The organism is Frigidibacter sp. MR17.14 (genome assembly GCF_037095735.1).
Classification (GTDB): domain Bacteria; phylum Pseudomonadota; class Alphaproteobacteria; order Rhodobacterales; family Rhodobacteraceae; genus Frigidibacter.
In genome coordinates this window covers 125768-152350 of sequence record NZ_JBAWKD010000004.1, presented here as the reverse complement: position 1 = coordinate 152350, position 26583 = coordinate 125768, and the positions used below count along the sequence as shown (strand labels likewise).

29 protein-coding genes are annotated in these 26583 nt (G+C 70.8%); 17 read left to right on the top strand and 12 right to left on the bottom strand.

From position 1 onward, the window contains the following. Positions 1-46: 46 nt before the first annotated feature. From V8J36_RS12945 to V8J36_RS12930, 4 genes are all read right to left on the bottom strand, one after another. Entirely contained in the window at positions 47-757 is a 711-nt protein-coding gene (locus V8J36_RS12945; protein ID WP_336467714.1) for a DUF2726 domain-containing protein, read from the bottom strand. Between the two features lie 101 nt (positions 758-858). Beyond that, the gene (locus V8J36_RS12940) at positions 859-1494 is read right to left on the bottom strand and encodes a DUF1638 domain-containing protein (RefSeq protein ID WP_336467713.1); all 636 of its coding nucleotides are present in this window, start codon (positions 1492-1494) and stop codon (positions 859-861) included. Then, entirely contained in the window at positions 1491-1643 is a 153-nt protein-coding gene (locus tag V8J36_RS12935) for a hypothetical protein (protein ID WP_336467712.1), read from the bottom strand. Before V8J36_RS12935 ends, V8J36_RS12940 begins: the two co-directional genes overlap by 4 nt. Positions 1644-1789: 146 nt before the next feature. Next, entirely contained in the window at positions 1790-2491 is a 702-nt protein-coding gene (locus V8J36_RS12930; protein WP_336467711.1) for a corrinoid protein, read from the bottom strand. A gap of 181 nt (positions 2492-2672) precedes the next feature. Here V8J36_RS12930 and V8J36_RS12925 point away from each other — a divergent pair, with 181 nt between their 5' ends. Then, a complete protein-coding gene (locus V8J36_RS12925) occupies positions 2673-3776 on the top strand; it encodes a PA0069 family radical SAM protein (RefSeq protein ID WP_336467710.1) in 1104 nt (367 codons plus the stop codon). Positions 3777-3875: 99 nt separating this feature from the next. Here the strand turns inward: V8J36_RS12925 and V8J36_RS12920 are convergent, their stop codons facing one another. Genes V8J36_RS12920 through V8J36_RS12910 form a run of 3 tightly spaced genes read right to left on the bottom strand, consistent with a single transcriptional unit; the run spans position 3876 to position 6149 of the window. After that, positions 3876-4547 (bottom strand): uracil-DNA glycosylase, encoded by a 672-nt coding sequence (locus V8J36_RS12920; protein WP_336467709.1) that lies wholly within the window; start codon positions 4545-4547, stop codon positions 3876-3878. A 4-nt stretch (positions 4548-4551) separates the two neighbouring features. Then, positions 4552-5571 (bottom strand): anthranilate phosphoribosyltransferase, encoded by a 1020-nt coding sequence (gene trpD / locus V8J36_RS12915; RefSeq protein ID WP_336467708.1) that lies wholly within the window; start codon positions 5569-5571, stop codon positions 4552-4554. After that, positions 5568-6149, bottom strand: coding sequence for an anthranilate synthase component II (locus V8J36_RS12910; protein WP_336467707.1), 582 nt, complete (start codon positions 6147-6149; stop codon positions 5568-5570). Before V8J36_RS12910 ends, trpD begins: the two co-directional genes overlap by 4 nt. A 192-nt stretch (positions 6150-6341) precedes the next feature. Here V8J36_RS12910 and V8J36_RS12905 point away from each other — a divergent pair, with 192 nt between their 5' ends. The 5 genes from V8J36_RS12905 to V8J36_RS12885 all read left to right on the top strand — a co-directional run bounded on the left by V8J36_RS12905 (position 6342) and on the right by V8J36_RS12885 (position 11873). Beyond that, the gene (locus V8J36_RS12905; protein WP_336467706.1) at positions 6342-8081 is read left to right on the top strand and encodes a divergent polysaccharide deacetylase family protein; all 1740 of its coding nucleotides are present in this window, start codon (positions 6342-6344) and stop codon (positions 8079-8081) included. Positions 8082-8197: 116 nt separating this feature from the next. Continuing rightward, on the top strand, positions 8198-8704 hold the full coding sequence (locus tag V8J36_RS12900) for a pyridoxamine 5'-phosphate oxidase family protein (RefSeq protein WP_336467705.1): 507 nt from the start codon (positions 8198-8200) through the stop codon (positions 8702-8704). Positions 8705-8803: 99 nt separating this feature from the next. Next, complete coding sequence (locus V8J36_RS12895; RefSeq protein ID WP_336467704.1) at positions 8804-10036, top strand: putative DNA modification/repair radical SAM protein; 1233 nt, start codon at positions 8804-8806, stop codon at positions 10034-10036. Beyond that, the gene (locus V8J36_RS12890) at positions 10036-11502 is read left to right on the top strand and encodes a UdgX family uracil-DNA binding protein (protein WP_336467703.1); all 1467 of its coding nucleotides are present in this window, start codon (positions 10036-10038) and stop codon (positions 11500-11502) included. Before V8J36_RS12895 ends, V8J36_RS12890 begins: the two co-directional genes overlap by 1 nt. 98 nt (positions 11503-11600) lie before the next feature. Next, on the top strand, positions 11601-11873 hold the full coding sequence (locus V8J36_RS12885) for a hypothetical protein (protein WP_336467702.1): 273 nt from the start codon (positions 11601-11603) through the stop codon (positions 11871-11873). A 74-nt stretch (positions 11874-11947) separates the two neighbouring features. Here the strand turns inward: V8J36_RS12885 and V8J36_RS12880 are convergent, their stop codons facing one another. Then, entirely contained in the window at positions 11948-13918 is a 1971-nt protein-coding gene (locus tag V8J36_RS12880; protein ID WP_336467701.1) for a bifunctional 2',3'-cyclic-nucleotide 2'-phosphodiesterase/3'-nucleotidase, read from the bottom strand. 216 nt (positions 13919-14134) lie between these two features. Here V8J36_RS12880 and V8J36_RS12875 point away from each other — a divergent pair, with 216 nt between their 5' ends. The 5 genes from V8J36_RS12875 to V8J36_RS12855 all read left to right on the top strand — a co-directional run bounded on the left by V8J36_RS12875 (position 14135) and on the right by V8J36_RS12855 (position 19394). Beyond that, positions 14135-15247: a THUMP domain-containing class I SAM-dependent RNA methyltransferase gene (locus V8J36_RS12875; protein ID WP_336467700.1), complete on the top strand. Its 1113-nt coding sequence runs from the start codon at positions 14135-14137 to the stop codon at positions 15245-15247. A 117-nt stretch (positions 15248-15364) separates the two neighbouring features. Beyond that, complete coding sequence (locus tag V8J36_RS12870) at positions 15365-16423, top strand: ABC transporter ATP-binding protein (protein WP_336467699.1); 1059 nt, start codon at positions 15365-15367, stop codon at positions 16421-16423. A 193-nt stretch (positions 16424-16616) separates the two neighbouring features. Further along, positions 16617-17504 (top strand): ABC transporter permease, encoded by an 888-nt coding sequence (locus V8J36_RS12865; protein WP_336467698.1) that lies wholly within the window; start codon positions 16617-16619, stop codon positions 17502-17504. Next, the gene (locus V8J36_RS12860) at positions 17497-18297 is read left to right on the top strand and encodes an ABC transporter permease (RefSeq protein WP_336467697.1); all 801 of its coding nucleotides are present in this window, start codon (positions 17497-17499) and stop codon (positions 18295-18297) included. Before V8J36_RS12865 ends, V8J36_RS12860 begins: the two co-directional genes overlap by 8 nt. A 35-nt stretch (positions 18298-18332) precedes the next feature. Beyond that, positions 18333-19394 (top strand): extracellular solute-binding protein, encoded by a 1062-nt coding sequence (locus V8J36_RS12855; protein WP_336467696.1) that lies wholly within the window; start codon positions 18333-18335, stop codon positions 19392-19394. A gap of 107 nt (positions 19395-19501) precedes the next feature. On the opposite strand, the gene V8J36_RS12850 is transcribed toward V8J36_RS12855, so the two are convergent. Beyond that, positions 19502-20530: a histone deacetylase family protein gene (locus V8J36_RS12850; RefSeq protein WP_336467695.1), complete on the bottom strand. Its 1029-nt coding sequence runs from the start codon at positions 20528-20530 to the stop codon at positions 19502-19504. Between the two features lie 191 nt (positions 20531-20721). Here V8J36_RS12850 and V8J36_RS12845 point away from each other — a divergent pair, with 191 nt between their 5' ends. Continuing rightward, positions 20722-21327: a TerC family protein gene (locus tag V8J36_RS12845; RefSeq protein ID WP_336467694.1), complete on the top strand. Its 606-nt coding sequence runs from the start codon at positions 20722-20724 to the stop codon at positions 21325-21327. A gap of 117 nt (positions 21328-21444) precedes the next feature. Here the strand turns inward: V8J36_RS12845 and V8J36_RS12840 are convergent, their stop codons facing one another. Then, positions 21445-21618, bottom strand: coding sequence for a DUF1328 domain-containing protein (locus V8J36_RS12840; protein WP_336459711.1), 174 nt, complete (start codon positions 21616-21618; stop codon positions 21445-21447). A gap of 242 nt (positions 21619-21860) precedes the next feature. On the opposite strand from V8J36_RS12840, the gene pqqA reads away from it, so the two are divergent. The 5 genes from pqqA to pqqE are packed head-to-tail and all read left to right on the top strand — an operon-like array spanning position 21861 to position 25026. Further along, positions 21861-21959 carry a pyrroloquinoline quinone precursor peptide PqqA gene (gene pqqA / locus V8J36_RS12835; RefSeq protein WP_336467693.1) on the top strand — a complete coding sequence of 33 codons (99 nt, stop codon included), beginning with the start codon at positions 21861-21863 and terminating at the stop codon, positions 21957-21959. A gap of 22 nt (positions 21960-21981) precedes the next feature. Further along, positions 21982-22869 (top strand): pyrroloquinoline quinone biosynthesis protein PqqB, encoded by an 888-nt coding sequence (gene pqqB / locus V8J36_RS12830; RefSeq protein WP_336467692.1) that lies wholly within the window; start codon positions 21982-21984, stop codon positions 22867-22869. 5 nt (positions 22870-22874) lie between these two features. Continuing rightward, entirely contained in the window at positions 22875-23618 is a 744-nt protein-coding gene (gene pqqC / locus V8J36_RS12825; RefSeq protein ID WP_336467943.1) for a pyrroloquinoline-quinone synthase PqqC, read from the top strand. Continuing rightward, positions 23615-23890, top strand: coding sequence for a pyrroloquinoline quinone biosynthesis peptide chaperone PqqD (pqqD, locus tag V8J36_RS12820; protein ID WP_336467691.1), 276 nt, complete (start codon positions 23615-23617; stop codon positions 23888-23890). Before pqqC ends, pqqD begins: the two co-directional genes overlap by 4 nt. Positions 23891-23949: 59 nt before the next feature. Then, positions 23950-25026 carry a pyrroloquinoline quinone biosynthesis protein PqqE gene (pqqE, locus tag V8J36_RS12815; protein ID WP_442902495.1) on the top strand — a complete coding sequence of 359 codons (1077 nt, stop codon included), beginning with the start codon at positions 23950-23952 and terminating at the stop codon, positions 25024-25026. Here pqqE and V8J36_RS12810 read toward each other — a convergent pair. Beyond that, the gene (locus tag V8J36_RS12810; protein WP_336467689.1) at positions 25004-25963 is read right to left on the bottom strand and encodes a nickel/cobalt transporter; all 960 of its coding nucleotides are present in this window, start codon (positions 25961-25963) and stop codon (positions 25004-25006) included. The two genes, pqqE and V8J36_RS12810, sit on opposite strands and share 23 nt — an antisense overlap. Then, on the bottom strand, positions 25954-26580 hold the full coding sequence (locus tag V8J36_RS12805) for a DUF1007 family protein (protein WP_336467688.1): 627 nt from the start codon (positions 26578-26580) through the stop codon (positions 25954-25956). The genes V8J36_RS12810 and V8J36_RS12805 overlap by 10 nt, the downstream gene beginning before the upstream one ends. Positions 26581-26583 lie beyond the last annotated feature (3 nt).

The window sequence follows — 26583 nt, the reverse complement described above, 5'->3', positions numbered from 1 at the left end:
GGGGGCGCTGCCCCCCCACCCCCGGGATATTTTTGCCAGAAAGAAATCAGGCGCCGGCGCTGCGCAGGGGCGCGCGCGGGGTCAGGTGCTGGCGCAGCAGGTCGCGCAGCGCGTCGGGCGTCGTGTCGGCCGGCACTTCCAGGAAGGCGACGCCTGCCTTGCGCAGGGCCTCGCGCTTCACCGCGTCGCGCAGGAAGCTGATCTCGTGGTAGTGGCCATGGCCCTGGTACTCGATGGCCAGAACGAGCCAGCCACCGGGATCGAAGACCGCGAAATCCAGCCGCTTGGCATTGATCGCGTTGAAGGCGACACGACGCTCGTCCTCGCTGCCCTCGTCGGGAACCGGGCGCAGGATCTCGCCCAGCGAGACCTGCGCCATCACCCGGTGGCCACGCGGCAGCTTCGCGACCTCGTCCTCGATCACCGGCAACAGCCGCGCCTCGGACTTGTTGAGCAGCCGCTTGCGCTCGAACCGGATGACCGCGACCGCGGCGAGGTGCTCGTGGACGAGATCGCGCGCGGGGGGCAGGCCGCCGGGTGCGGGCGGGGTGTAGAGCTCGGGCTGGGACAGGGTCCGCGCGTCGGGGCGGCGCCAGACGCTCTGTGGCATCTGCACGTCGCGCGAGCGGTGATTGCGACGGGCGCCGCCGCGCCCGCCCCGGCGCTGGCCCATGATCAAGGCCGCCACCAGAAGACCCGCGACCAACAGGCCGAGCAGCAGCAGGGCGGCCCCGTCGCCCGCCGGGGCGGACGGCAAGGAGGCCGCGGAAAAATGGGGATTCTTTTCAAACATCTGACAGGAACCGGACAGGAACGATCCCGGCATCCTGCCGATCCAGAATGGCTTTTCTTGGGCGCTCAGGCCCCCGCGAGCGCCGAAGCGAGGTCGCCGTAGCCGGTGTAGCGCCGCTCGTAGCGCAGGCCCAGCCGCGCCGCCGCGGCCTCGGCCAGACGGTCGAGCGCGGGATCCTCGGTCTGCGCCAGATAGACCAGCCGGTCGTAATGGGCGAAATACATGTCGCGCAACTGGGGGTGGCGGTCGAGGCCCATCGGGCGCCAGACGAAGGCCTCGAACTGGCGCACGAGGAAATCGGTCAGGTAGAAGGCGCCCATTTCCTCTTCGGCACGCTCCGCGAAGGCGGCGTTGCCGTCGAAGAAGGCGTAGCAATGGGGACCGGGCACCATCTCGACCCCCATCTCGGCGCAGGCGGCCTGCAGAAGCCCGCCGGTGCCACAATCGGCATAGACGACGAAGATCCGGTCGTAATCGGCGCGGTGGCGGGCGACGGCCTCGCGTACCGCGGGCGTGATCCGGTCGGGCCAGAGATGCAGGTTCGCGGGCAGGCAGGTGAGGTCGAGGTGATCCCAGCCGTTCGCCGCCTTCAGCGCGAGGATCTCGCGCGCGAGCGCCCCGCAGGCGATCAGCAGCACCCGGCCCCGGCCCTCGGGCGCAAGCCCCTCGCGGGCGAGCGTGTCATCGGCCGGAAGGGTCATCGCCGCGCGAGCCTCAGCGCCAGCGCCGCGGCCAAGGTCACCGGAAGCACCGCGGCTACCGGCGTGCCGCTGGCCCAGACCGCCGCCACCGTCGCCCCGCCCGCAAGGATCGCGGCAGAAAGCATCATCAGGAAACGGTCGAACGGCATGGCGCGGCCTCCGGCAGGGACGCTTCCGATCTGGGCAGCGCGGGCGCCGCCCGCAAGGGGTCAAGCAACGGGCGCCGCCCGCAAGGGGTCGCGCGACGGGCGCGGCCCGCAAGGGGCTCACGCCGCGGACGCCGCCGGCGGGGGCCTCAGCCCGCCGCCATCCGGTTGTGCTTGCGCGCGATCCAGGTCTTTGCGGTCTCGACCGCCACGGCAGCATCGCGGCAATAGGCATCCGCCCCGATCGCGCGGCCGAATTCCTCGTTCAGCGGCGCGCCACCGACCAGCACGATGTAGTCGTCGCGGATCCCCTGCTCGACCATCGTGTCGATGACCACCTTCATGTAGGGCATCGTCGTGGTCAGCAGCGCCGACATGCCAAGGATGTCGGCCTCTTCGGCCTTCAGCGCCTCGAGGTATTTCTCGACGGCGTTGTTGATCCCCAGGTCGACGACCTCGAAGCCCGCGCCCTCCATCATCATCGCGACAAGGTTCTTGCCGATGTCGTGGATATCGCCCTTCACGGTGCCGATCACCATCTTGCCGACGCGCGGCGCGCCGGTTTCGGCCAGAAGCGGCTTCAGGATCGCCATGCCGCCCTTCATCGCGTTGGCGGCCAGCAGAACCTCGGGAACGAACAGGATCCCGTCGCGGAAGTCGGCGCCGACAATGGTCATGCCCGCGACCAGCGCCTTGGTCAGCACGTCGTAGGGCGCCCAGCCACGACCGAGCAGGATGTGAACCCCCTCCTCGATCTCGTCCTTCAGGCCGTCGTAGAGATCGTCGTGCATCTGCTGCACCAGCTCGTCATTGTCGAGCTCCGACAGGATGATCTCTTCTTCGTCCGCCATGATCCCCGCCTCCTGGGAAAGCCGTTCCGAATGCCTTTCGGGCAACTTACGCGGCGGCGGTTCCTGAGCGAGGGCGGTTTGCGACATGGGCGCGACGGCCAGCGACTTGCCGCACCGGCCGCGCCGGGGACGGCGACCGTCCCCCCTTCCGGATGTTCCCATTACGTTCTAACGTCACACCATGCCCGCGCCCCATCCGACTCGCCCCCTTCCCGCCGCCGATCCCGCCCTGCGCCTGCGTGCGCGGGGGGCGGGCGCGAACCCGGTGTCGCGCTTCGACCCCTATGTGCGCGAGGTCGAGGCCGACGGCTGGGATCTGCCCGTCGAAGACCAGCTCGCCCGGACCGAGGTCAGCTTCGAACGCCCCCGCTCGGCCCTGACCCGCAACGACAGCCCCGACGTGCCCTTCGACCGCTCGGTCAATCCCTACCGGGGCTGCGAGCATGGCTGCATCTACTGCTTCGCCCGCCCCTCGCATGCCTATCTCGGCCTCTCGCCCGGCGTCGATTTCGAAACGAAGCTGACCGCGCGCCCCTCGATCCCCGAGGTTCTGGCGAAGGAGTTGTCGCGCAAGGGCTATCGCCCGGCGCCGATCGCGCTCGGGACCAACACCGACCCCTACCAGCCGATCGAGGCGCGCCACCGGATCATGCGCGGTATCCTGCAGGTGCTGTCGGACTTCCGCCACCCGGTGACCATCGTGACCAAGGGCGCGATGATCGAGCGCGATCTGGATCTTCTGGCGCCGATGGCGGCGGCGGGGCTGGCGCATGTGGGGATTTCTGTCACCACGCTCGACCCCGACCTGTGCCGGCGGCTCGAGCCGCGGGCGCCCTCGCCGCAGCGCCGGATCGCGGCGATCCGGACGCTGGCCGCGGCCGGGGTGCCGGTCAGGGTGATGGCCTCGCCGATCATCCCGGTACTGACCGATGCCGAAGGCGAGGCGATCCTTGCCGCCGCGGCCGAGGCCGGGGCGACCGCGGCGAGCTGGATCCTGCTGCGCCTGCCGCACGAGGTGGCGCCGCTGTTCGTCGACTGGCTGCGGCGCAACTATCCCGGCAAGGCCGAACACGTGATGAGCCGCCTGCGCGCGATGCGCGGCGGCAGGGCCAACGATCCGCGCTTCACCAGCCGGATGCGCGGCGAGGGGCCTGAGGCCGAGATGCTGCACCTGCGGATGAGGGTGGCGGCGAAGCGGCTGGGGCTCGAGAAGGAACGCCGGGCGCTCGATTGCAGCCAGTTCAGGGTGCCGCCGAAGGCCGGGGACCAGTTGAGCCTGTTCTGACGGGCGGTCCGGCGGGCGGCCTTCTGCCGGAGCGGGGCGCGGGTGGACAGGGCGGATGCCTCCGGCGGGGATATTTGGGCCAGCAAGAAAGCGCGAAGGTCAGGTGGCCGCGCCCGCTTTCGCATTGGCCCAATCGATCGGCACCTCGCCCCGGGCGGCGAGCCAGTCGTTCACCCGGCTGAAGGGGCGCGAGCCGAAGAAGCCGCGCCGCGCCGAGAGCGGCGAGGGATGCGCAGTCTCGATCCGCAGGTGGCCCGTGCCCGGCAGTCCCGCCGCCGCCTTCTGCGCATGGGCGCCCCAGAGGATCAGCGCCAGCGGCCGACGCGCGGCGGCCTCGGCCAGCACCTCGCGCACCAGCGCGTCCCAGCCCCAGCGGGCATGGCCCCCGGCGCCGCCCGCCGGAACCGACAGCGCGGTGTTCAGCAGCAGCACCCCCTGCCGCGCCCAGTGCGAAAGATCGCCGTCGCGCGGGCGCGCGCCCAGATCCTCGTCCATCTCGCGGTAGATGTTCGCGAGCGACCGCGGCAGCGCGACCCCGGGCGCGACCGAGAAGGCGAGGCCGTTGGCGTGGCCCGGCGTCGGATAGGGGTCCTGGCCCAGGATCACCGCGCGCACGGCCTGCGGCGGCGTCAGCGCCAGCGCCGCGAAACGTTGCTCGGCGGGCGGCAGGACCGCGCCCGGCTCGGCCTGAAGCCGGGCCGCAAGCGCCGGCCAGTCGCGGCGGAAGAACGGCAGGTCGCCCCAGCCGCCCAGACCTTCCGGCACGGTCACCGGATCAGGCCGCGACCGGGCAGAGCCGCGCGAGCGCCGCGACCTTGGCCTTGGCGGCGCCGCTGTCGATCGCCTCGGCCGCCACCGCCGCGCCCTCGCGCAGGTCCGCCGCCGCGCCCGCCACCTTCAGCGCCGCCGCGGCATTCAGCAGCACCGCATCGCGGTAACCGCCGGTTTCGCCGTCCAGAAGCCGCTTGAAGGCCGCCGCATTCTCGACCGGGCTGCCGCCGACGATCTCTTCGAAGGCATGGACCGGCAGGCCGGCCTCCTCGGGATGCACGGTGAATTCGCGGATCTGCCCGCCCGACAGCTCGGCCACCCAGCTTTCGGCCGAGATCGCCAGCTCGTCGGTGCCGTCGCCGCCGTGCACCAGCCAGGCCGCGTCCGAGCCGAGCTGGCCCAGAACCTCGGCCATCGGCCGGATCCAGTCCTTCGAGAAGGCCCCGGTCAGCTGCCGGCGCACCCCGGCCGGATTGGTCAGCGGGCCCAGCAGGTTGAAGATCGTGCGCGTGCCCAGCTCGACCCGTGCGGGGCCGACATGGCGCATCGAGGGGTGGTGCATCGTCGCCATCATGAAGCCGATCCCGGCCTCGGCCAGCGCCTGCTCGACCCGCTCGGGGCCGACCATCACGTCGATCCCCATCGCGGTCAGCGCATCGGCAGAGCCGGATTTCGACGACAGGTTGCGGTTGCCGTGCTTGGCCACCGGCACGCCCGCACCGGCCACCACGAAGGCGGTCGCGGTCGAGATGTTCAGCGTGCCCTTGCCGTCGCCGCCGGTACCGACGATGTCGATCGCCCCCTCGGGCGCCTTCACGGGCAGGCATTTCGAGCGCATGACCGAGGCCGCGGCCGCGATCTCGCCCACCGTCTCGCCGCGGGTGCGCAGCGCCATCAGGAAGCCGCCGATCTGCGCGGGCGTCGCCTCGCCGGCGAAGAGCGCCTCGAATGCCGACTGGGCCTCTTCCGGGGTCAGCGCGCGGGTGGCGGCCGTGCCGATCAGCGGTTTCAGGCGGTCGCTCATGCCGGCACCTTCGCGCTGGTCAGGAAATTGCGCAGCATCTGGTGCCCGTGTTCCGAGGCGATGCTTTCGGGGTGGAACTGCACGCCCTCGATCGGAAGTTCGCGGTGGCGCAGGCCCATGATCATCCCGTCCTCGAGCCATGCGGTGACCTCGAGGCAGTCGGGCAGGCTTTCCCGCTCGACGATCAGCGAGTGATAGCGCGTGGCCTGGAAGGGCGAGGGCAGGCCCGCGAAGACGCCCTTCCCCTCGTGGTGCATGCTGCCCATCTTGCCATGCACGATCTCGCCCGCGCGCACCACCTTGCCGCCGAAGGCCTGACCGATGGTCTGGTGGCCAAGGCAGACGCCCAGAAGCGGGGTCTTCGTCTCGGCCGCGGCGGCGGTGAGGGCAAGGCAGATGCCCGCCTGCGCCGGATCGCAGGGCCCCGGCGACAGCACGATCGCCGCGGGGTTCATCGCCATGGCTTCCTGCACGTCGAGCGCATCGTTGCGCCGGACCACGACATCCGCGCCAAGCTCGCCGAAATAATGGACGAGGTTGTAGGTAAAGCTGTCGTAATTGTCGATCAGCAGCAGCATCGCGGGACATCCTCCGCAGGCAGGGGGCAGCCTGTTCCGGTCCGGGAACCGGTGGCAGGCACGACGGAAACAACGCCCGGTTAACGAAGGGATGACCCCCCGCGCGGACCGGGGTATAGATGCGCCCGAAGCGCCCCCGGGGTCAAGGCGGGGCGGGCGCCAAAACGGCGTGCAGTTGGGCGGGAGCGGATGATGGGCAAGGGGATGATCTGGGGGCTGCTGAGCGGCTCTGCCGCAGGGGTCGCGCTTCTGGCGCTGATCTCGGTCTCGTCGCCGCTGCCCGATGCCCTGCCCGCGCCGAAGGCCGCGGGGACCGCGCCCGATGTGATGGCCCCTAACGCCCCCGGGCCGGACGCCTCCGGCCCCGAGGCACCGGCCAGCATGGCGCCGCAACCGCACGCGACCGCGCCGGCGGCCGAGCCGGACAGCGCCCCGGAACCCGCTCCGGCGCCCGAGCAGAGCCTGCCCGCGACGGTTGCAACGGCCACCGAGGGCCCGGTGGCCACGCCCGACCCGCCGCCCGCGGCCGTTGCGCCGACCGACGAAGTCCTGCCCGATACCGCCGCGACTGCCACGCCTGCGCCGCAGGGCGCGGACGCGCCGGCAGACGCGCAGGGGGCCGACGGGGCCTCCGTCCAGACCGGCGCGGTCGAGGTTCCCGCGGGCTCCGACTTCGCCCGCGTGGGCGAGGATCGCGCCCCGGTCGGCCCCGGCCCCGAGGCCGCGCGCCCCGAGGCCGGCGATCCCGCCGCAGCCCCCGCCGTCGCCGCCGATGTCGCGCCCGACGCCGCCCCGGTCCCCGGCCCCGCCATCGCCGCGCCGCGCCCCGAAACCGCGGCCCCCGAGCGGCTGGCAGAGGCCGCGCCCGAAGCGGCAACCGCTCCTGACCTGCCCATGCCGCAGCCCGGCGCCGCGGTCACCCTGCCCGCGCTTCCGCACCTGCCCGCGCCGGAACCCGAACCCGCAGCCCCCTCCGCAGCCCCCGGGCCCGACCTGTCGCAACCGCAGCCGCCCCAGCCCACCGCGCCCGGCACGGCCCCGCAGATCGCGGCAGAGGCGGCCCCCGGGGCCAGCCCGATCACGCCCCCGCTGCCAGCGGCCCCCTCCGCCCCCGATGGCAGTGAAAGCCCGGGCGGGTTCCGCCCGGTGCCGGGGATCGGCTCGACCGGGCCGCAGCCGGGCTTCGCCGCACCCTCGCGCCTGACCCTGACCGAGCCCGAGGCGGCGCCGGCGGCCACCGCCGAGGCCGAGGCGGCGCCGCTCGCGCTCTTGCGCAATGCCGCCGAAAGCGCCCCGGCCGAGGGCCCGCTGATGTCGGTCCTGCTGATCGACGACAGCGACGCGCGCCCCGATCCGGCGCTGCTGGCCGACATGCCGGTGCCGGTGACCATCGCCCTCGATCCCGCCCGCCCCGGCGCCGCCGAGGCCGCGCGCTCCTATCGCGCCGCCGGGCTCGAGGTCGCGATCCTTGCGGGCGCGGTGCCGCCGGGGGCGACGGTGCAGGACCTGCAATCCTACTGGCAGGGCTTCCTGCGCGAGGTGCCCGAGGCGATGGCGGTGCTCGACGCGCCCGCGGCCCGGCTGCAGAACGACCGCCCGCTGGCCCGCCAGCTCGCGGCCCTCGCCGCGGCCGGGGGCTACGGCGTGCTGACCTGGGACGTGGGCCTGAACCCGCTGGGACAGATCGCGCGTCAGGACGGGGTGCCCGAACTGCGGGTCTATCGCCTGCTCGACGCCGCGGGCGAGGAGGCGCCGGTGATCGAGCGCTATCTCGACCGTGCCGCCTTCGAGGCCGGGCGTTCCAGCGGCATCGTCGTCGCCGGAACCACCCGCCCCGCGACCATCGCCGCGATCCTCGACTGGGCGGTGGGCCAGCGCCGCGACCTGACGATGGTGCCGGTCTCGGCGCAGCTGATCCGCACGACACGCTGATCCCGGCGGCCCGGCGCGCCCATGACGCACGCGCCGCGCGCCGTGGGAACGGCCCGCCCCCCGGCGACGTTGCCCCTGCGACCCGCGCCACGGCGCGCCGATGCACAGGAGCCGACATGAGCCATCGCAGCGACCTTGCCGAAGACCCCCGCGGCACCCTTTTCGCCCTGCTGAAGGACGTGCCCGCCGGCATGCTCTCGATCGACGGATCGGCCGATCACCCGCAGCCGATGACCCATGTGGCCGATGCCACCCATGGCGAGCTGTGGTTCCTGACCTCGCGCCAAACTGACCTCGTGCGCGCCGTCGGACAGGGCGGGCGCGCGAAGTTCACCGTCATCGCCGACGACCAGTGCCTGCACGCCAGCCTCGCCGGCGCCATCGTGCAAAGCGTCGATGCCGCGCATCTCGACCGGCTCTGGACCACCGCCGCCGCGCCGTGGTTCCCGGAAGGCCGCGACGACCCCGACCTGATCGCCCTGCGCATGACCCTGTCCGAGGCGATGGTCTGGGCCTCGACCACCTCGAGCCTGCGCTACGGGTTCGAGATGCTGCGCGGTGCCGTCGACGGCGAACACGCGCCCGACATCGCCACGCAGGTGCTGATCCCCTTCAACGGCTGATCCTCGCCCCCCGCTTCTCGCGTCTCCGTGACCCGGCTCTGGGTTGCGGGGATCGAAACAAGAACATATTATGAACGAACCCCGTTCAAAGGTGTTCCCATGGCCGCCCGCACGCTGCAAGAGAAGCTCGCGATCCTGTCGGACGCGGCGAAGTACGACGCCTCCTGCGCCTCGTCGGGGGGAGAGAAACGCTCGTCACGCGACGGCAAGGGGCTCGGCTCCTCGGGCGGCTCGGGCATCTGTCATGCCTATGCGCCGGACGGGCGCTGCATCAGCCTTCTGAAGATCCTGATGACCAACTTCTGCATCTACGACTGCGCCTATTGCATCAACCGCGCCTCGTCCCGGGTCGAGCGCGCGCGCTTCAGCGTCGAAGAGGTCGTCACCCTCACCATCGAGTTCTATCGCAGGAACTACATCGAAGGGCTGTTCCTGTCCTCGGGCATCATCCGCTCGCCCGACGACACGATGGCCGACATGGTGCGGATCGCGAAGACCCTGCGCGAGCGCGAGAATTTCCGCGGCTACATCCATCTGAAGACCATCCCCGACGCGGCGCCCGAGTTGATCGACGAGGCCGGGCGCTATGCCGACCGCCTGTCGATCAACGTGGAACTGCCGACCGACCGCGCGCTTTCGGACCTCGCGCCCGAGAAATCCTCGCGCACGATCCGCAAGGCGATGGCCGAGGTGCGGATGCGCCGCGAGGCTTCGCGCGAGCGCAGCCATACCGGCAAGCGCCCCGCCCGCTTCGCCCCGGCTGGCCAGTCCACGCAGATGATCGTCGGCGCCGATGCCGCGACCGATGCGACAATCCTCGGCAATGCTGCCGGGCTTTACGCGGGCTACAATCTCGGCCGGGTCTATTACTCGGCCTTCTCGCCGATCCCCGAGGCCTCCGCCGTGCTGCCCGCCCGCCGCCCGCCGCTGATGCGCGAGCACCGGCTCTATCAGGCCGACTGGCTGATGCGCTTCTACGACTTCGCGCCCGCCGAGATCACCGCCGGCCCCTCGGGCATGCTTGACCTCGACATCGACCCGAAGATGGCCTGGGCGCTGGCAAACCGCGCGCAATTCCCGGTCGACCCGAACCGCGCCCCGCGCGAGATGCTGCTGCGGGTGCCGGGCTTCGGCACCAAGACTGTCGCCCGCATCCTCGACGCCCGCCGCCACCGGACCCTGCGATATGAGGACCTGACCGCGATGGGCGCGGTGATGAAGCACGCCCGCGCCTTCATCGCGATGACCGGCTGGACCCCGCGCGGCATGCTCGAGGCCGAGACGCTGCGCGCCCGCTTCGCGCCCCCGGCCGAGCAGCTGTCGCTGTTCTGATGGTCGAGATCGCGCTTCCCGCCGTCGGCACCGCCGCCGCTTGGCGGGACGCGGTGCGCCGTCTGGCTGCCGAAGGGGTGGCGCCCGAGGCGGTGCGCTGGAGCCTCGGCCCCGCCGCGCCCGACCTCTTCGCCGCCCAGGACGCCCGCACCCGCCCCGAGCCCGCGCTGAAGATCCCGCGCCCGGCGCTGGCCGAGATCGAGACCGCGCTGCACCATTCCGACCCCGGCCGCTTCACCCGGGCGCACATGCTGGTGCTGGCGCTGTCGCGGGGCGAGACACGCTGGGGCGACCGCTCGGACCCCGCCCAGCACCGGGTGATGGCCGAGGCCAAGGCGGTGCGTCGCGACATCCACAAGATGCACGCCTTCGTGCGCTTCCGCGAACTGCCCCCCGAGGGCGCGCAGGCCGAAAACCAGCCGTCCGAAGTCAGGCGCCGCTTCGCCGCCTGGTTCGAACCGACGCATCCGGTGGTCGAACCGGCGGTGCCCTTCTTCGCCAAGCGCTTCGGCGACATGGACTGGGTGATCGCCACGCCCCTGCTGACCGCCCGTTTCATCGCCGGCCATCTGACACTTTCCGAAACGCCCGCCGATCAGGCCCGCCCGCCCGAGGATGGAACCGAACGGCTGTGGCAGACGTATTATGCCAATATCTTCAACCCGGCGCGCCTCATGACCCGTGCGATGCAGTCCGAGATGCCGAAGAAATACTGGCACAACCTGCCAGAGGCTGAACTCATTCCGCAGCTGATCCGCGACGCTCCGGCCCGGGCTGCGCGCATGGCCGCAGACCTCGGCTCGCTTCCCGCCCCGGAAACCGCCGCCCGCCAGCGCAACAGCCGCCTGCCGCAGCGCCCGGCCATCGGCAGCGCGCGGCCGCAGACGCTCGAAGACCTCGCCGCGCAGGCCCGCGCCTGCACCCGCTGCCCGCTGCATTGCAACGCCACCCAGACCGTCTGCGGCGAGGGCCCCGCTGATGCGCGGCTGATGATCGTGGGCGAGCAGCCGGGCGATCAGGAAGACCTCGCGGGCCGCCCCTTCGTCGGCCCCGCCGGCCAGCTCTTCGACCGCGTCGCGACCGAGGCCGGCCTCGACCGCTCGCGCGTCTGGCTGACCAATGCGGTGAAGCATTTCAAGTTCACCCCACGCGGCAAGCGGCGCATTCACCAGCGGCCGTCCTCGTCCGAGATCGAGCAGTGCCGCTGGTGGCTGGGTCTGGAAGCCGAGCTGATCCGCCCGCAGGCGATCCTCGCGATGGGCGCCTCGGCGGCCGAGGCGCTGACCGGCTCGGGCGCGAACATCCTGCGCCGTCGCGGCAGCACCGAGTCGCTGCCCGACGGCACCCCGGTTCTGATCACGCTGCATCCCTCGGCGCTGCTGCGCCAACCTGATGCCGAAACCGCACGGTCGCAGACCGAAGACTTCCGAAACGATCTTCGGAAAATCCTGAGTCTTGTTTCCTAGAATTGTGAGTGCGAGCCCGAATTAAGACTTTCCGCCACCTTACCGCCCGACCCGTGCGACGTTAATACATCTGTCAGACGCTAACACAGGAGTGGCCCATGCTCTTCGTTCCGATCCTGATGCAGACCGCACTTCTGGCCATCGAAGCCGGCGAAGTGATCGAACGGCGCATGACCATGTTCGCGACCGGCGCGCCCGAGGCCCCGGCCGAGGCGATGCTGATGGTGGGCGAGAAGTTTCTGCAGGCCAGCCTCTCGATGGGCCGCGCCTCGGCGCTGCTGGCGCAGGGCGTCTCGCCCGACGCCGTGGTGCTGGACACGATCGGCGACTACCGCTCGGCGGTCGGCGAGAACCGCCGCCGCCTCGCCTGAGGCGGCGCAAGATCCGGGCCCTCCCCCCGGCCGCTCCCGCCTGACGCGATCCGACCGGGGGTCCTCTCCCCGGCTCAGAGCGTCAGGCGGTAGAGCGCGAAGCCTTCCTCTGCTGCCCCCGCCGCCTCGATCGCGACGCCCCGCGCCTGCACCGCCTCCAGATAGGCCGCAGCGCCGGGCCCCGAGGCGAAGGTGACCGTCGCCCCGTCCGCCTTCGCCAGCGCCCAGTTCTGATCCGCCGCGGGCTTGATCGTGCCCTCGGCCTGCACATAGCGCACGATCACGTCGCGGTTGGTGTCCGGCGCCTCGAACACCACGGTCGAGCCGTCGGCGCCGGGGAACTTGCCGCCGCCCGAGGCGCGGTAGTTGTTCGTCGCCACGATGAACTCCTGCGCCGGGTCGATCGGCTTGCCCTCGAAGGTCAGGTCGACGATGCGGTTCGCGCCCGGGTTCAGCTCTGCCCCGTCCGCGTCGAAGCGCGAGGGCTGGGTCACGTCGATCCGGTAGCTGACCCCGTCGATCACGTCGAAATTGTAGGACCGGAACGCCGGGTCCAGCAGCGGCTGGTCGGCCTTGCCCGGTTCGATCTGCAGGAAGGCCCCGGCCGAGCGTTCCAGCCAGTCCTTGACCTGCGCCCCGGTGATCCGCACCGCGCGCACCGTGTTCGGGTAAAGGTAAAGATCGGCCACGTTCTTGATCGCCACCGGCCCCGCCGGCACGTCGGTGTAATAGTCCGGGCCCCCGCGCCCGCCCGCCTTGAAGGGCGCCGCCGCCGACAGGATCGGCAGGCCCTCGTGGGCCGTGCCCTTCATCTGCTGGGCGATGTACCAGCTTTGCGCAAGGCTCACGATCTGGACCGAGGGGTCGTCGGCCACCAGCGCGAAATAGCTGTAAAGCGGCGCATCGGTCTTGCCGACCTCGGCGCGCACATAGCCCAGCGTCGCCTGATGGGCCGCCGCCGTCGCCTCGATCGCCGGGGCATAGTCGGTGGTCAGCGCCTTGACCTTGCGGTCCTCGCCCCGCTCGTAGATCGGCCGCAGCGAGGCCTCGCCGGCGGTGACCTCCCAGCCGCCCTGCCCGTCATGCTCCATCAGGATGTCGATGATCCCGAGATGCGAGCCCCAGAACCCCGCCATCACCGCCGGCACGCCGTGGATCTTGCCGGTGCCCTGTTCCATCCCCTCGCCCTCGTAGTCCTTCGAGGGCCAGGTGGAATGCGCGTGGCCGGTGACCAGCGCGTCGATCCCCGGCACCTGCGCCAAGTGATAGGCGGCGTTTTCCATCCCGGCCTCGTAGGGTGCCGTGTCGATGCCGGAATGGCACAGCGCCACGACGATGTCGGCCCCGCGCTCGCGCAGCCGCGGCACCCAGGCGCGGGCGGCCTCGACGATGTCGCGCATCTCGAACTTGCCCTCGAGGTTCGCGCGGTCCCAATGCATGATCTGCGGCGGCACGAAGCCGATCACGCCGATGCGCAGCGCGACCTCGGCCCCGGTGCCGTCGGTCACCTGCTTTTCGAGGATCACGTAGGGCTCGGCCCAAAGCTCGTCCTCCAGCGGGGTCGCGCCCAGGGACCTGGCGAAATTCGCGCAGACGATCGGGAAGCCCGCGCCCGCGTTGACCTTTTCCAGGAACGGCACGCCGTAGTTGAACTCGTGGTTGCCCAGCGTGCCCGCGTCATAGCCGACCGCGTTCATCCCCTGCATCACCGGATGCACCGCACCTTCGGGCGCCATGCCCTCGGCCGCGGCCCAGTCGCCCATCGGGTTGCCCTGCAGGTAGTCGCCATTGTCGACGGTGATCGAATTCGTGGCCTCGGACCGCAGCTTCTCGAGGATCGTCGCCGTCCGCGCGAGGCCCAGCGTGTCCGAGGGCGCGTCGGCGTAATAATCGTAGGGCTGGACGTGGCAATGCAGGTCGGTGGTGGCGAGGATGCGCAGATGCGCCTGTCCCCCCTGCGCCCGCGCCGAGAACGGGTGCAGCACCGCGGCCGCACCGGCCGAGGCGGACAGGATCAGCGAACGACGGTTCATCATCAGGGCCATCGGGGCCTCCGCTCGGGCATGGGTCATGGGGGAAGCGCGCCGCGGGGCACGCAGGGAAAGCCTAGCACGGATCGGCGGGGACGAAAGGCCCCCTGCCGCTACGGAAAGCGCGGCATGGGCCGCGCCGTCCAACGGCATGGGACCACCCCCGCGGGCAGTCTCCCGGCGACAGTCACCGCCCTTCCCGCCGGCGCCGCTTCCGGCTATGACCGCGCGATGACCGAGACGCCCGACTTCGAGATCTACCTGATCACCCCCCCGGGGCTGGAAACCGCGCTGGCCGAAGAGGCCGCCGAGGCCGGCTTCCCCGCGCCCACCGTCACCGAGGGCGGCGTCACCACCCGCGGCGGCTGGCCCGAGGTCTGGCGCGCGAACCTGACCTTGCGCGGCGCGACCCGCGTTCTCGTGCGCATCGGCAGCTTCCGCGCCCTGCACCTCGCCCAGCTCGACAAGCGCGCGCGCAAGTTCCCTTGGGCCGAGTTCCTGCCGCAAGGCACCCCGGTGAAGGTCGAGGCGACCTGCCGCGCCTCGAAGATCTACCACGACAAGGCCGCCGCCCAGCGCGTCGCCACCGCCATCGCCGAGGCGCTGGGCCCCGTCACCGAGGGCGTCGAGCCGCTGGCCGTGCGCGTCCGGATCGAGGACGACCTCTGCACCTTCTCGCTCGACAGCTCGGGCGAGCAGCTGCACAAGCGCGGCATGAAGCCCGAGGTCGGCAAGGCCCCGATGCGCGAGACCATGGCCGCGATGTTCCTGCGCCAGATGGGCTACCGCGGCACCGAACCGGTGATCGACCCGATGTGCGGTTCGGGCACCTTCCCGATCGAGGCCGCCGAGATCGCGCTGGGCCTCTTGCCCGGCCGCGCCCGCAGCTTCGCCTTCGAACGCTTCCCCGGCTTCGATCCCGCCGCCTTCGCCGCGATGAAATCCGCCCCCGCGCGCGAGACCGCGCTGGTCTTCCGCGGCTCGGACCGCGACGCGGGCGCCGCGCGCGCCGCCGCCGCCAATGCCGAGCGCGCCGGCGTCGCCGCCGTCACCCGCTTCGTGCAAAGCCCGGTCTCGGCGCTGGAGCGCCCCGAGGGGCCGCCGGGGCTGGTCATCGTCAACCCGCCCTACGGCGCCCGGATCGGCAACCGAAAGCTCCTGTTCGGGCTTTACGGCGCGCTGGGGCAGGTGCTGATGGAGCGCTTCCCGGGATGGCGCGTCGGCATCGTCACCTCGGACGGCGGGCTTGCCAAGGCGACCGGCCTGCCGTTCCTGCCGGCACTGCCGCCCGTCTCGCATGGCGGGCTGAAGGTCACGCTGCACCGCACCGCGCCGCTTCCCTGACCCTGCCCTGATTTTCACCGCCCGCCGCGTCAGTGCGGGCGCATATCAGAAAATCCTTGCCAGACCGTTCCCTGCCGCGCCAGCCTGAGGGCACAAAGCGAAGGGAATGGTCTGTTGATGACTGCGGCGATCGAGGCGCGCGGCCTCGTGAAAGCCTTCGGCAGCGGCGATGTCGCCGTGCGCGCGCTCGACGAGGTGTCGGTCACGATCCGCAAGGGCGAGTTCTTCACCCTGCTCGGCCCCTCGGGCTGCGGCAAGACCACGCTTCTGCGCCTGATCGCGGGCTTCGAGATGCCGACGGGCGGGGCGATCCTGCTCGACGGGCAAGAGGTGACCGACACGCCCCCGAACCGGCGCCGGGTGAACACCGTCTTCCAGTCCTACGCGCTGTTTCCGCACATGACCGTGGCCGAGAACGTGGGCTTCGGCCTGAAGATGCTCGGCCGCCCGAAGGCCGAGATCGCGGGCGCGGTCGCGCGGGTGCTGAAGCTGGTGCGGCTCGACAGTTTCGCGACCCGCCGCCCGGCGCAGCTTTCGGGCGGGCAGCAGCAGCGGGTGGCGCTGGCGCGCGCGCTGGCGCCGGAACCGAAGGTGCTGCTGCTGGACGAGCCGCTGTCGGCGCTGGACCTGAAGCTGCGCAAGGAGATGCAGCGCGAGCTGAAGCGGCTGCAGACCGAGACCGGCATCACCTTCGTCTTCGTCACCCATGACCAGGAAGAGGCGCTGACCATGTCGGACCGGATCGGGGTGATGTCGGCGGGACGGCTGCTGCAGGTCGGCCCCCCGCGCGAGATCTACAACCACCCGGTCAACCGCTTCGTCGCGGATTTCATCGGTGAAACCAACGTGCTGCCCGCCACCTCGGACGGCGCGGTGACGCGACTTGCCGACGGCACCCCGGTCGCGGCCCCGCCCGCACCCGCCGGGCCGGTGACGCTGGCGGTGCGGCCCGAGCAGCTGCGGATCCTGCCCGCCGGCAGCCCCGGCGCGCTGGCGGCGACGGTGACCGAAACGGTCTATTTCGGCACCGACACCCAGTGCCACCTCGCGCTTGCCGACGGCACGCCGCTGGTGGCGCGCCTGCAATCGCCGCCCTCGGGCGACACCGGCCTTGCCCCCGGCGACGCGGTGGGCCTCGCCTTCGCCGAGGGCGCGCTGCAGGTGCTGGCGGAATGAGGCCCCTGTCCGCAGCCGTCGCAGGGCACAGAGCTGCGCCTCGGGCGGGGATCTTTGGGCCAATGCGAAAGCCGCAGGCTCAGGCTGCCAGAGCGCGCCGGGGCGACCTCGTGCCGCCCACCGGCAGACGCGCCAGAGCGCGGGGGGCGCGGGGGGCAGGCCTGCCCCCCGACCCTGCGGACCGGAGCACGCCATGAGATCCTCGACCCGCGCCGCCTGGGCGCTGTCGGCCCCCGCCCTGATCCTCTTGACCCTCGGCGTCGCCGGCCCGCTGATCGTGGTCGCGCTCTATTCCTTCCTGACCCCGGGCCAGTATTCCGGCGTCGAATGGACACCGACCCTCGACGGCTGGTTCCAGGTCTTCCTGCAGCGCGACATCTTCGACGGCACCATCTCGGCCGCCGACGCGCATCTGACGATCTTCTGGCGCTCGGTGCGGCTGTCGCTGATCACCACCGCGATCACCTTCCTGCTGGGCCTGCCCACCGCCTGGTTCATCGCCACCCGCGCCCCGCGCGAACGCGCCTTCTGGCTGTTCCTGATCACCATCCCGTTCTGGACCAACCTGCTGATCCGCACCTATGCGATCATGGAGGTGATCCGGAACGAGGGCATCCTGAACTCGGCCCTGATCGCGCTGGGGATCATCGACAGCCCGATCCAGATCGTCTTCACCGAAACCGCGGTGCTGATCGGCATGACCTATGTCTACCTGCCGCTGATGGTGCTGCCGCTCTTTGCCGCGATCGACCGCTTCGACCTGAAGCTGCTCGAGGCGGGCTACGACCTTTACGCCTCGCGGCTGCAGGTGCTGCGCCACATCGTGCTGCCGATCATCCGCCCCGGCATCGTCGCAGGCTCGATCCTGGTCTTCGTCCCCTCGCTCGGCGCCTATGTCACGCCGCGGGTGCTGGGCGGCGGCAAGAACATGATGATCGGCAACTTCATCGAGCTGCAGTTCGGCCAGGGCCGCAACTGGCCGCTGGGCGCGGCGCTGTCGATGCTGCTGCTGCTGATCGTGATGGTGGCGCTGCTGGTCTATACCCGCGTCTCGACCAGGGGGGGCGATCCGCATGGCTAGGGCCCGCGCCGTCACCGACCTGCCGGGCTTCGGCACCGTCGCCATCCTGGTCTTCGTGCTGCTCTACCTGCCGATCGTCACGCTGGTGGCCTACAGCTTCAACGGCTCGGCCTCGATCTCGGTCTGGGGCGGCTGGTCGCTCGACTGGTACCGGGCGGCGCTTCGCAACGCCGCGGTGCAGGATGCGGCGCTGCGCTCGGTGATGATCGCGGCCGCGGCGGCGCTGATCGCCAGCACCGTCGCCACCGCCGCGGCGCTTGGCACCACCCGCCGCCGGGCGTTTCGCGGCCAGACCTTCGTCTATGTGATGATCAACCAGCCGTTGATGGTGCCGGAAATCGTCTCGGCCGTGGCACTGCTGATCGTCTTCGGCGTGGTCAAGCAGGCGACGGGCTACCAGGGGCTCGGCTACCTGATCCTCGCCCATTCCGCCTTCTGCGTGCCCTTCGCCTACCTGCCGATCCGCGCCCGGCTGGAAGGCATGGACCTGACGCTGGAAACCGCCGCCGCCGATCTTTACGCCGGGCCCTGGGCCACGTTCCGGCTGGTGACGCTGCCGCTGCTGGCGCCGGGGATCGCCGCCGGCGCGATGCTGTCCTTCGTGATCTCGCTCGACGATGTCATCATCACCGAATTCGTGAAATCCGCCGGGCAGGACACGCTGCCCACCTACATGCTGGGCCAGCTGCGCCGCCAGATCACGCCCGAGGTCAACGCGATCTCGACCCTGCTTCTGGCCGTGACCCTCGTGCTGCTGACCGCGTTCTTTCTACTGACCAGAAAGCGGGACTGAACCCGCCCCCACCAGACCAAACAGGGAGACCGACGATGAGACGCCTGCTGACCTCTGCCATAGCCCTTGCCGTCCCGCTTGCCGCCCCACTCGCGATCCCATTCGCGGTCCTTGCCGGCGCCGCCCATGCCGAGGGCTCGCTGAACCTCTACAACTGGGGCAACTACACCAGCCCCGAGCTTCTCGAGAAATTCGAGAAGGAGACCGGGATCAAGGTCGTGGTCACCGACTACGACAGCAACGACACCGCGCTGGCCAAGATCGAGGCCGGCGGCCACGGCTTCGACCTTGTCGTGCCCTCGGCCAACTACGTGCCGATCTGGACCGAAAAGGGCCTGCTGACCGAGCTCGACACCGCGAAGCTGCCCCATTACGCCAACATCGCGGCCGAGTGGAAGGACGTGCCTTGGGACCCGGGCCGCAAGTTCACCGTGCCGTGGCAATGGGGCACGACCGGCGTCGGCGTGAACACCGGCGTCTATTCGGGCGACCCGAACACCTCGGCGATCTTCATGGACCCGCCCGAAGAGCTGGTCGGCAAGGTCAATGTCGTGCCCGAGATGAACGACGTGATGGCGCTGGCGATCATGTACGAGGGAGGCGCGCCCTGCACCCAGGACCTGACCGTGCTGAAGAAGGTCCGCGACGACCTGATGGCCGCCAAGCCCAAGTGGATCTCGATGGACTACGGCGCGACCGAGAAGCTTGGCAACAACGACTGGGCGGCGAGCGTGAACTGGAACGGCTCGACGATGCGGGCGCGGCTGGCCAACGACAAGGTCGTCTACGGCTATCCGAAAGAGGGCTATCCGCTGTGGATGGACTCGGTCGGCCTGCTGAAGGACGCGCAGAACGTCGAAAACGCGTACAAATTCCTCGACTTCATCATGGTGCCCGAGAATGCGGCGATGATCTCGGCCTTCGCGCGCTATGCCAACGGCATCGCCGGGTCAGAGGCCTTCATGCCCGAGGACATGAAGACCGCGCCCGAGGTGGTGGTGCCCGAGGAGTTCAAGGCCGCGGGCAAGTTCCTGCCCACCTGCCCGGCCGAGGCCACCAAGCTCTACACGGCGATCTGGACGGAACTGCAGAAGTAAGAAAACAGAGTCGGGGGCCAGCGTGGCCCCCACTGCCATCGGTCCTCGGACCGATGGCGAACCGATGGCAGTCCCCCCGGCTCTGGCGCTCTTGCCTGAGCGCGCGCTCAGGCGCCCAAATAGCCTTCCAGCACGTTGACGGTGTTCACCCCCACCTGCTCGATCGCGTAGCCGCCCTCCATGCAGAAGACCGTCGGCAGACCCAGCCCGGCGATGCGCCGGCCGGCGTCGAGGAAATCGGGGCTGTCGAGGCGGAAGAAGCTGATCGGGTCGTCCTTGTAGGCATCGACCCCCAGCGAGACCACCAGCGCCTCTGCCCCCCAGTCCCGCAGCCGCGCGAGCGCCAGGTCCAGCGCCTGCGACCAGCGGTCATAGCCGGTGCCGGGCGGCATCGGCAGGTTCAGGTTCGCCCCCTCGCCCGCGCCGCGCCCCGTCTCGTCGGCGAAGCCGAGGTAATAGGGATAGACGTCCTCAGGCGCCCCGTGCAACGAGGCGAAGAACACGTCGCCGCGGTCATAGAAGATGTCCTGCGTGCCGTTGCCGTGGTGGAAGTCGATGTCCAGCACCGCGACCCGCGCCCCCGCGACCGCCAGCATGTCCGCGGCCACCGCGGCATTGTTCAGGAAGCAGTAGCCCCCGTACTGGTCCGCCGTCGCATGGTGCCCCGGCGGCCGGCAGAGCGCGAAGGCCGCCCCCGCCCCCGCCTGCACGTCGCGCACCGCCGCCTGCGCCGAGGCCATGGCGCTGCAGGCCGCGGCCCAGGTGCCCGCGGTCATCGCCGTCTCGCTCGCGTGGCAGTAGTAGCCGACCTTGCCGTCGATGTTGCGCGGGATCCGGTCCATGTGCATCCGCCGCGCCGGCATCCCCGCGGCGATGATCTCGCCCGCCGCGCCCGAGGCCTTCCACTCGGCCCAGGCCCCCTCGAGAAAGCGCAGGAACCCCGCGTCGAGCAGCCGCCCCACCGGGCCCGTGTCCATCGGACCGGGGTCGCGGATGTCCTTCAGCCCGCGCTCCTTCAGCCGCCCCAGCACGTATTCGATCCGGCTCGGCCGTTCATAGGGGGTGACGAACTGCCCGCCCGACAATTCGGCCTGCGGGAAATGCAGGCGGTGGTCCTCGCTGAACCAGATCTTCATCGCCGAACCCTCATGCGCAATGGCCCCGCTGGCGCCGATATTGCGACCATCATGCATGGCGCCGGCGCCCCGTCATCGCAAATCGCGTCCCGAGCCTTGCACTCGCGCCGAATTGCCGGTTGAAGGGCCTGAACGCCCCCGGCTGCGACTCCCTGTCGCGGGGGGCCATCCGGACATGAAGGATCGACGCGATGATCGAGGGTGAACTCCTCGCCTTCCTCAAGGTGGTGATGATCGACATCGCCCTGGCGGGCGACAATGCGGTGGTGATCGGCATGGCGACGGCCGCCCTGCCGGCCGAGCAGCGCAAGAAGGCGATCATGATCGGCATCGGCTTCGCCGCGATCATGCGCATCGCGCTGGCCTTCATCGCCACCGAGATGCTGGCGATCACCGGCCTGACCTTCGCCGGCGGCCTGCTGCTGCTGTGGGTCTGCTGGAAGCTGTGGCGCGAACTGCGCGCCGAGGACATCGACATGGACGGCGAACCGGGCTCGGGCGCCAAGACCATGAAGCAGGCGATCATCCAGGTGATCATCGCCGACATCTCGATGTCGCTCGACAACGTGCTGGCCGTGGCCGGCGCGGCGCAGCACCACACCACCGCGCTGATCTTCGGCCTCGCTCTGTCCGTCGCGCTGATGGCGGTGGCCGCGAACTGGATCGCCGGCCTGCTGACCCGCTACAAGTGGATCGCCTATGTCGGCCTCGCGATCATCCTCTACGTCGCGCTCGAGATGATCTGGCACGGCAAGTCCGACCTGCCGCTTCTGGCCCATCAGATGGGCATCCTCTGAAGCCTCAGGCTTGAGGATCGGGGCGCAAGCCCTTCGCAAGACATGAAAAAGCCGCGGGGTCTGGCCCACCCCGCGGCTTTTTCTTTCGTCGTTCCAGCGTCGGATCCGACCCAGGGGTCAGACCGGCGGCTGGCCGCGGACGGCCCGCGCGATCATCGCGACGATGAACAGCACGATGAAGACGAAGAACAGGATCTTCGCGATGCCCACAGAGGCGCCGGCAATGCCGCCGAAGCCGAGAAGACCCGCGATAAGCGCGATGACGAGGAAGGTAAGAGCCCAGCCGAGCATTTCGGTCACTCCTTGTTTGGGTTGGGCGACGGTGTGTCCGCCTGCCGCTCGAATTCCAAACGCCACCCTGACACGGAAGTTCCGCAGCATTTTCGATTTGTGAATTGCCAGCCGGCGCGGGCTGTGAATGCCCCTGCAACGATTCGACCGCCGACCGCGCCGCAACTCATCCTTACGTCGCATTTCGCGTCCGCCCGCCCATGCTATCGTGACCGGACCATCGCAACAGGGAGGAGCCCGCAATGGCCTGGAGCAAACCGAAAGCCCGCGAAGTGAAATGCGGCATGGAGATCAACATGTACGGCCCCGCAGAGGATGAGGGCTCGCGCCCGCTGATCTGACGCGCGGTTCGGGACGCATCCGATGCGCGTCAAGGTCCTGGGGGCAGCGGCGGGCGGCGGCCTGCCGCAATGGAACTGCGGCTGCCCCAACTGCCGCGACGCCCGCGAGGGTCGCCTGCCACGGATGACCCAGTCCTCCGTGGCCGTTTCCGTCGATGGGCGGGACTGGGTGGTGCTCAACGCCTCGCCCGACATCCACGCCCAGATCGAGGCGACGCCGGAGCTCTGGCCGCGCGCGCTGCGCGACAGCCCGATCCGGGCGGTGATCTGCACCAACGGCGACATCGACCATATCGCCGGACTGCTGACCCTGCGCGAGGGGCAGGCCTTCGACCTCTGGGCGACCGGGGCCGGGCTTGCGGTCATCGCGTCGGACCGGGTCTTCGGGGTGATGAACCCCGACAAGGTGCCGCGCCGGCGGATCACGCTGGATCAGGCCTTCGAGCCGCTGCCGGGCCTTCAGGTCACCGCCTTCGCCGTGCCCGGCAAGGTGGCGCTGTTCCTGGAAGGCGCGACGCCCGACCCGGCCCGGCTGGGGGAAGAGACGGTGGGCCTGCGCCTGCAGGCGGGCGGCCGGGTGGCCTATTACATCCCCGGCTGCGCGGCCCTGCCGGACTGGCTGCTGGCGCGGATCGCGGATGGCGACCTGCTGCTCTTCGACGGCACGGTCTGGACCGATGACGAGATGGCGACGGCCGGGACCGGCACCAAGACCGGCGCCCGGATGGGGCATCTGGCGATTTCGGGGCCGGAGGGCAGCCTTGCGCGGCTTGCTTCAACAGCGGCGCGCAAGGTTCTGATCCATATCAACAATACCAATCCGATCCTGCGCCCTGACGGGCCGGAGCGGGCAGAGCTCGAGGCCCTGGGATGGACCGTGGCCCATGACGGGATGGAGATCGACGCGTGAAGGACATCGTCCAAGCCCCTGCATCGACAGCCGATTTCGAGGCGCGCCTGCGCGCGATCGGCCCCGCGCGCTATCACGACAAGCATCCGTTCCACATCCGCCTGCATTCCGGCGGCTGCAGCATCGATCAGGTCCGCGCTTGGGTGATCAACCGCTTCTATTACCAAAGCCGGATCCCGATGAAGGACGCGGCCTTCCTCAGCCGCGTCGAGGACCCGAGGCTGCGGCGCATCTGGCGCTCGCGGATCGAGGATCACGACGGCACCGCCGACCGCCCCGGCGGCATCACCCGCTGGCTGAAACTGGCCGAGGGCGTGGGCCTCGACCCCGACTACGTCGCCTCGTGCCGCGGCGTGCTGCCCGCGACCCGCTTCGCGGTCGATGCCTATGTCCGCTATGTGCGCGACGAGCCGCTGCTGAAGGCGGTGGCCGCCTCGCTGACCGAGCTGTTCGCTCCCGCGATACATGAGCAACGCATTGCAGGTCTCTTGAAACACTACGCTTTTGCCAACCAGGAAACCACGTCCTACTTCCGCCACCGCCTGTCCGAGGCGCCGAAGGACGTGGCCTTCGGACTGCAGTGGGTTCTGGATCACGCCGAGACCGCCCGCGATCAGGACGACGCCGTCGCGGCGCTGACCTTCAAGACCGAGGTGCTCTGGGCGCAGCTCGACGCGCTCTGGGGCGCCTATGTCGAACCGGGGCGGATCCCGCCCGGCGGCTGGCAGCCGCAGGAGGGCCTGCTGTGACCGCGGGCGACGTGCCCCTCCTGCCGCGCGGCGTGCGCTGGCGCTGGGACGCGGTGCGCGGCACCCATGTGCTGCTGGGGCCGGAACGGGCGCTGATGCTGGACGAGATCGGCCATGCGGTCATCGCCGAGGTCGACGGCACCACCGACCTTGCCGGCATCGCCGCACGGCTGGCCGAACGCTACGGCGCGCCCGAAGAGGTGATCCGCGAGGACGTGGCAGAGTTCCTCGGTAGCCTCGTCGCGACGCGGCTGGTGGAGATCCGGCCGTGACCGCCCCCTTCACCCCGCCCGCCACGCGCGTGGTGCCGCGCCCCGCGCCGCCGATCGCGATGCTGGCGGAGCTGACCCACCGCTGCCCGCTGGCCTGCCCCTATTGCTCGAACCCGCTCGAGCTGACGGGGAAGGACCGCGAGCTGACCACCGGGCAATGGGCCGAAGTCTTCCGTCAGGCGGCCGCGCTGGGCGTGCTGCAGCTGCACCTGTCAGGTGGCGAGCCCGCCTCGCGCCCCGATCTGGTCGCGCTGGTGGAGGCCGCGCGCGCGGCGGGACTTTACACCAACCTCATCACCTCGGGCATCGGGCTGACAGCGCGGCGGCTGGCCGAGCTGGAGGCGGCCGGGCTCGACCATATCCAGCTGTCGGTGCAGGGCGTGCGCGCGGGTATCGCCGACCGCATCGGCGGCTATGCGGGCGGTTTCGCGCGGAAAATGGAGGTCGCGGAAGAGATCGCGCGGCTGGGCTTCCCGCTGACGCTGAACGCGGTGATGCATCGCGAAAACCTCGACGACCTGCCGCAGACGATCGATCTGGCGCTGCGGCTTGGCGCCCGGCGGATCGAGGTGGCCTGCGTGCAGTTCCAGGGCTGGGCGCTCAGGAACCGCCGCCAGCTGCAACCGACCCGCGCGCAGGTCGAGCGGGCCAAGGCGGTGGTGGCCGAGGCCGCGCCGCGGCTTGCCGGGCGGCTGGTGATCGATTTCGTGCCGCCCGACTATTACAGCGACCTGCCGAAGGCCTGCATGGGCGGCTGGGGCTCGACCGGGCTGAACATCGCGCCTGATGGAAGGGTGCTGCCCTGCCACGCGGCCGAGACGATCCCGGGGCTGAGCTTCCAGAACGCGACCGAGGTGCCGCTGGCCGAGATCTGGTATGGTGGCCCGGCCTTCGACGCTTTCCGCGGCACCGACTGGATGCCTGCGGGCTGCCGGAGCTGCGACCGGCGCGATGTCGATTTCGGCGGTTGCCGCTGCCAGGCGATGGCCCTGCTGGGCGATCCGGCGGCGGCCGATCCTGTCTGCCGTCGCACCGCCGGCCGCGCGGTGCTGGACGCGGCGCTGGCCGGGGATGCGGGAGCCGATCTGCCGTTCGACTACCGGCGGATGCCGGTCAGAGCCAGGGCAGGCTCGTAAGCGCGAGGATCACGAGACCGCCGGCCAGCGTGAGCCCGCCCGCCACCGCCTGCGCCCGGCCCGACGAGGCCCGCGCGCCTGCCCAGGCGAGCCGGCGCGCGGCCAGCCCGCCGCCGATCGCCAGCGTGTTGAAGGCCGCGGTGCCAAGCCCCATCGCCAGCACTGCCAGCGCCCCCGCGCCGGGGATCCCGAAGCGCCAGGCGATGACCAGGAGGAAGATCGCGCCGGTGCAGGGGCGCGCCGCGACCGAGAGGATCAGGGCCAGGGCCTCGCGCGGCGAGGCGAGGGCCGCCACCGCCTCGGGCGCGGGGCCGTGGTCATGGGTGCAGCCGCAGTGGTCATGGTGATGGTGGTGATCATGGGGGGCGGCATGGGGGCTCTGCCCCCGCGCGCTCTGCGCGCCCCCCCGGGATATTTTTGCCAATGCGAAAGCAGGCAGGCTGCCGCGCAGCAGGAGGCGCGCGCCGCGCCAGACCAGGGTCGCGCCGATCAGGGCGATGAAGACGCGGCTGAGGGTGGCGAGCCAGCCCTCGGCGAGGCGGCTGGCCTGGTCGGAGCCGAGCGAGAAGAGTTTCACGCCGAGCGCGACCAGCAGGATCGCGGCCAGCGCCTGGGCAAGGCTGGCGGCGGCGCCGATCGCGAACATCCGGGCCGCGGTCGCGCGGCTGGCGAGCGCCGCGCCGCCGAGCACCACCTTGCCGTGGCCGGGGCCGAGGGCATGGACGAAGCCATAGGCCGCGGCGAGGCCGCAGAGCGAGAGCACCGCATGCGGGCGCCCGGCCTTGATCGCGCGGATCGCGCCGGCCATCGCGTTCTGCACCTCGAGCTGGCGGGCCGAGGCCCAGCGATAGGCCTCTGCCGCGTGAGAGCCGCCGGCGAGCCACCACAGCAGCGCCGCCAGCGCGAGCGCCGCGGCGACGGGCAGGATCACCCGCATGTCAGGCGGATCTCGTCGCTGAAGCGGGCGCCGATCTCCGGGTCTTCGGGCGTTTCCTCGCGCGAGAGGGCGGCGAGGGCCGCGAGGATCTTGCGGTCGGCATCGTTCGGGTCGAACGGGTGCAGCTCGGCCTTGCAGGTGGCCGGAAGCTCGGCGTCGATCCCCTTGATCGAATAGGCGTAATAGTAGCTGGGATCGTAGAGCTTCAGGCTGGCCGCGCCGGGCGGCAGGGGCTGGGCCAGCGGCAGCTCGAACGTGACCTCGACCCGGTCGCCGACCATCCGGGCGCTGCCGTTCAGGGGGCGCGCCATCGCCACGGGCCGGCCCGCGGCGCTCAGGTGGATGTCGCCGTCGTACTCCGGCGGCCAGTCGGTCTCGCCCTCGGCGATGCGGGCGAGGTCGGCCGCGTTCAGCTGGCCGTCGCCATCCTCGTCGAGCGCGAGCTGATCGTAGAGCACCAGCGTGGTGAAGGCATCATAGAGCCAGGTGATGCGCAGGCCGGTGAGCCGCCCTTCGGCGTCGAAGGTGAAGCCCGCGCGGCTGTCGGCGAAGACATGCGGATGCGCGAGCGCCGGGGCCGGCAGGAGGGCTGCGAGAAGGGCGAGACGGCGGATCATGGT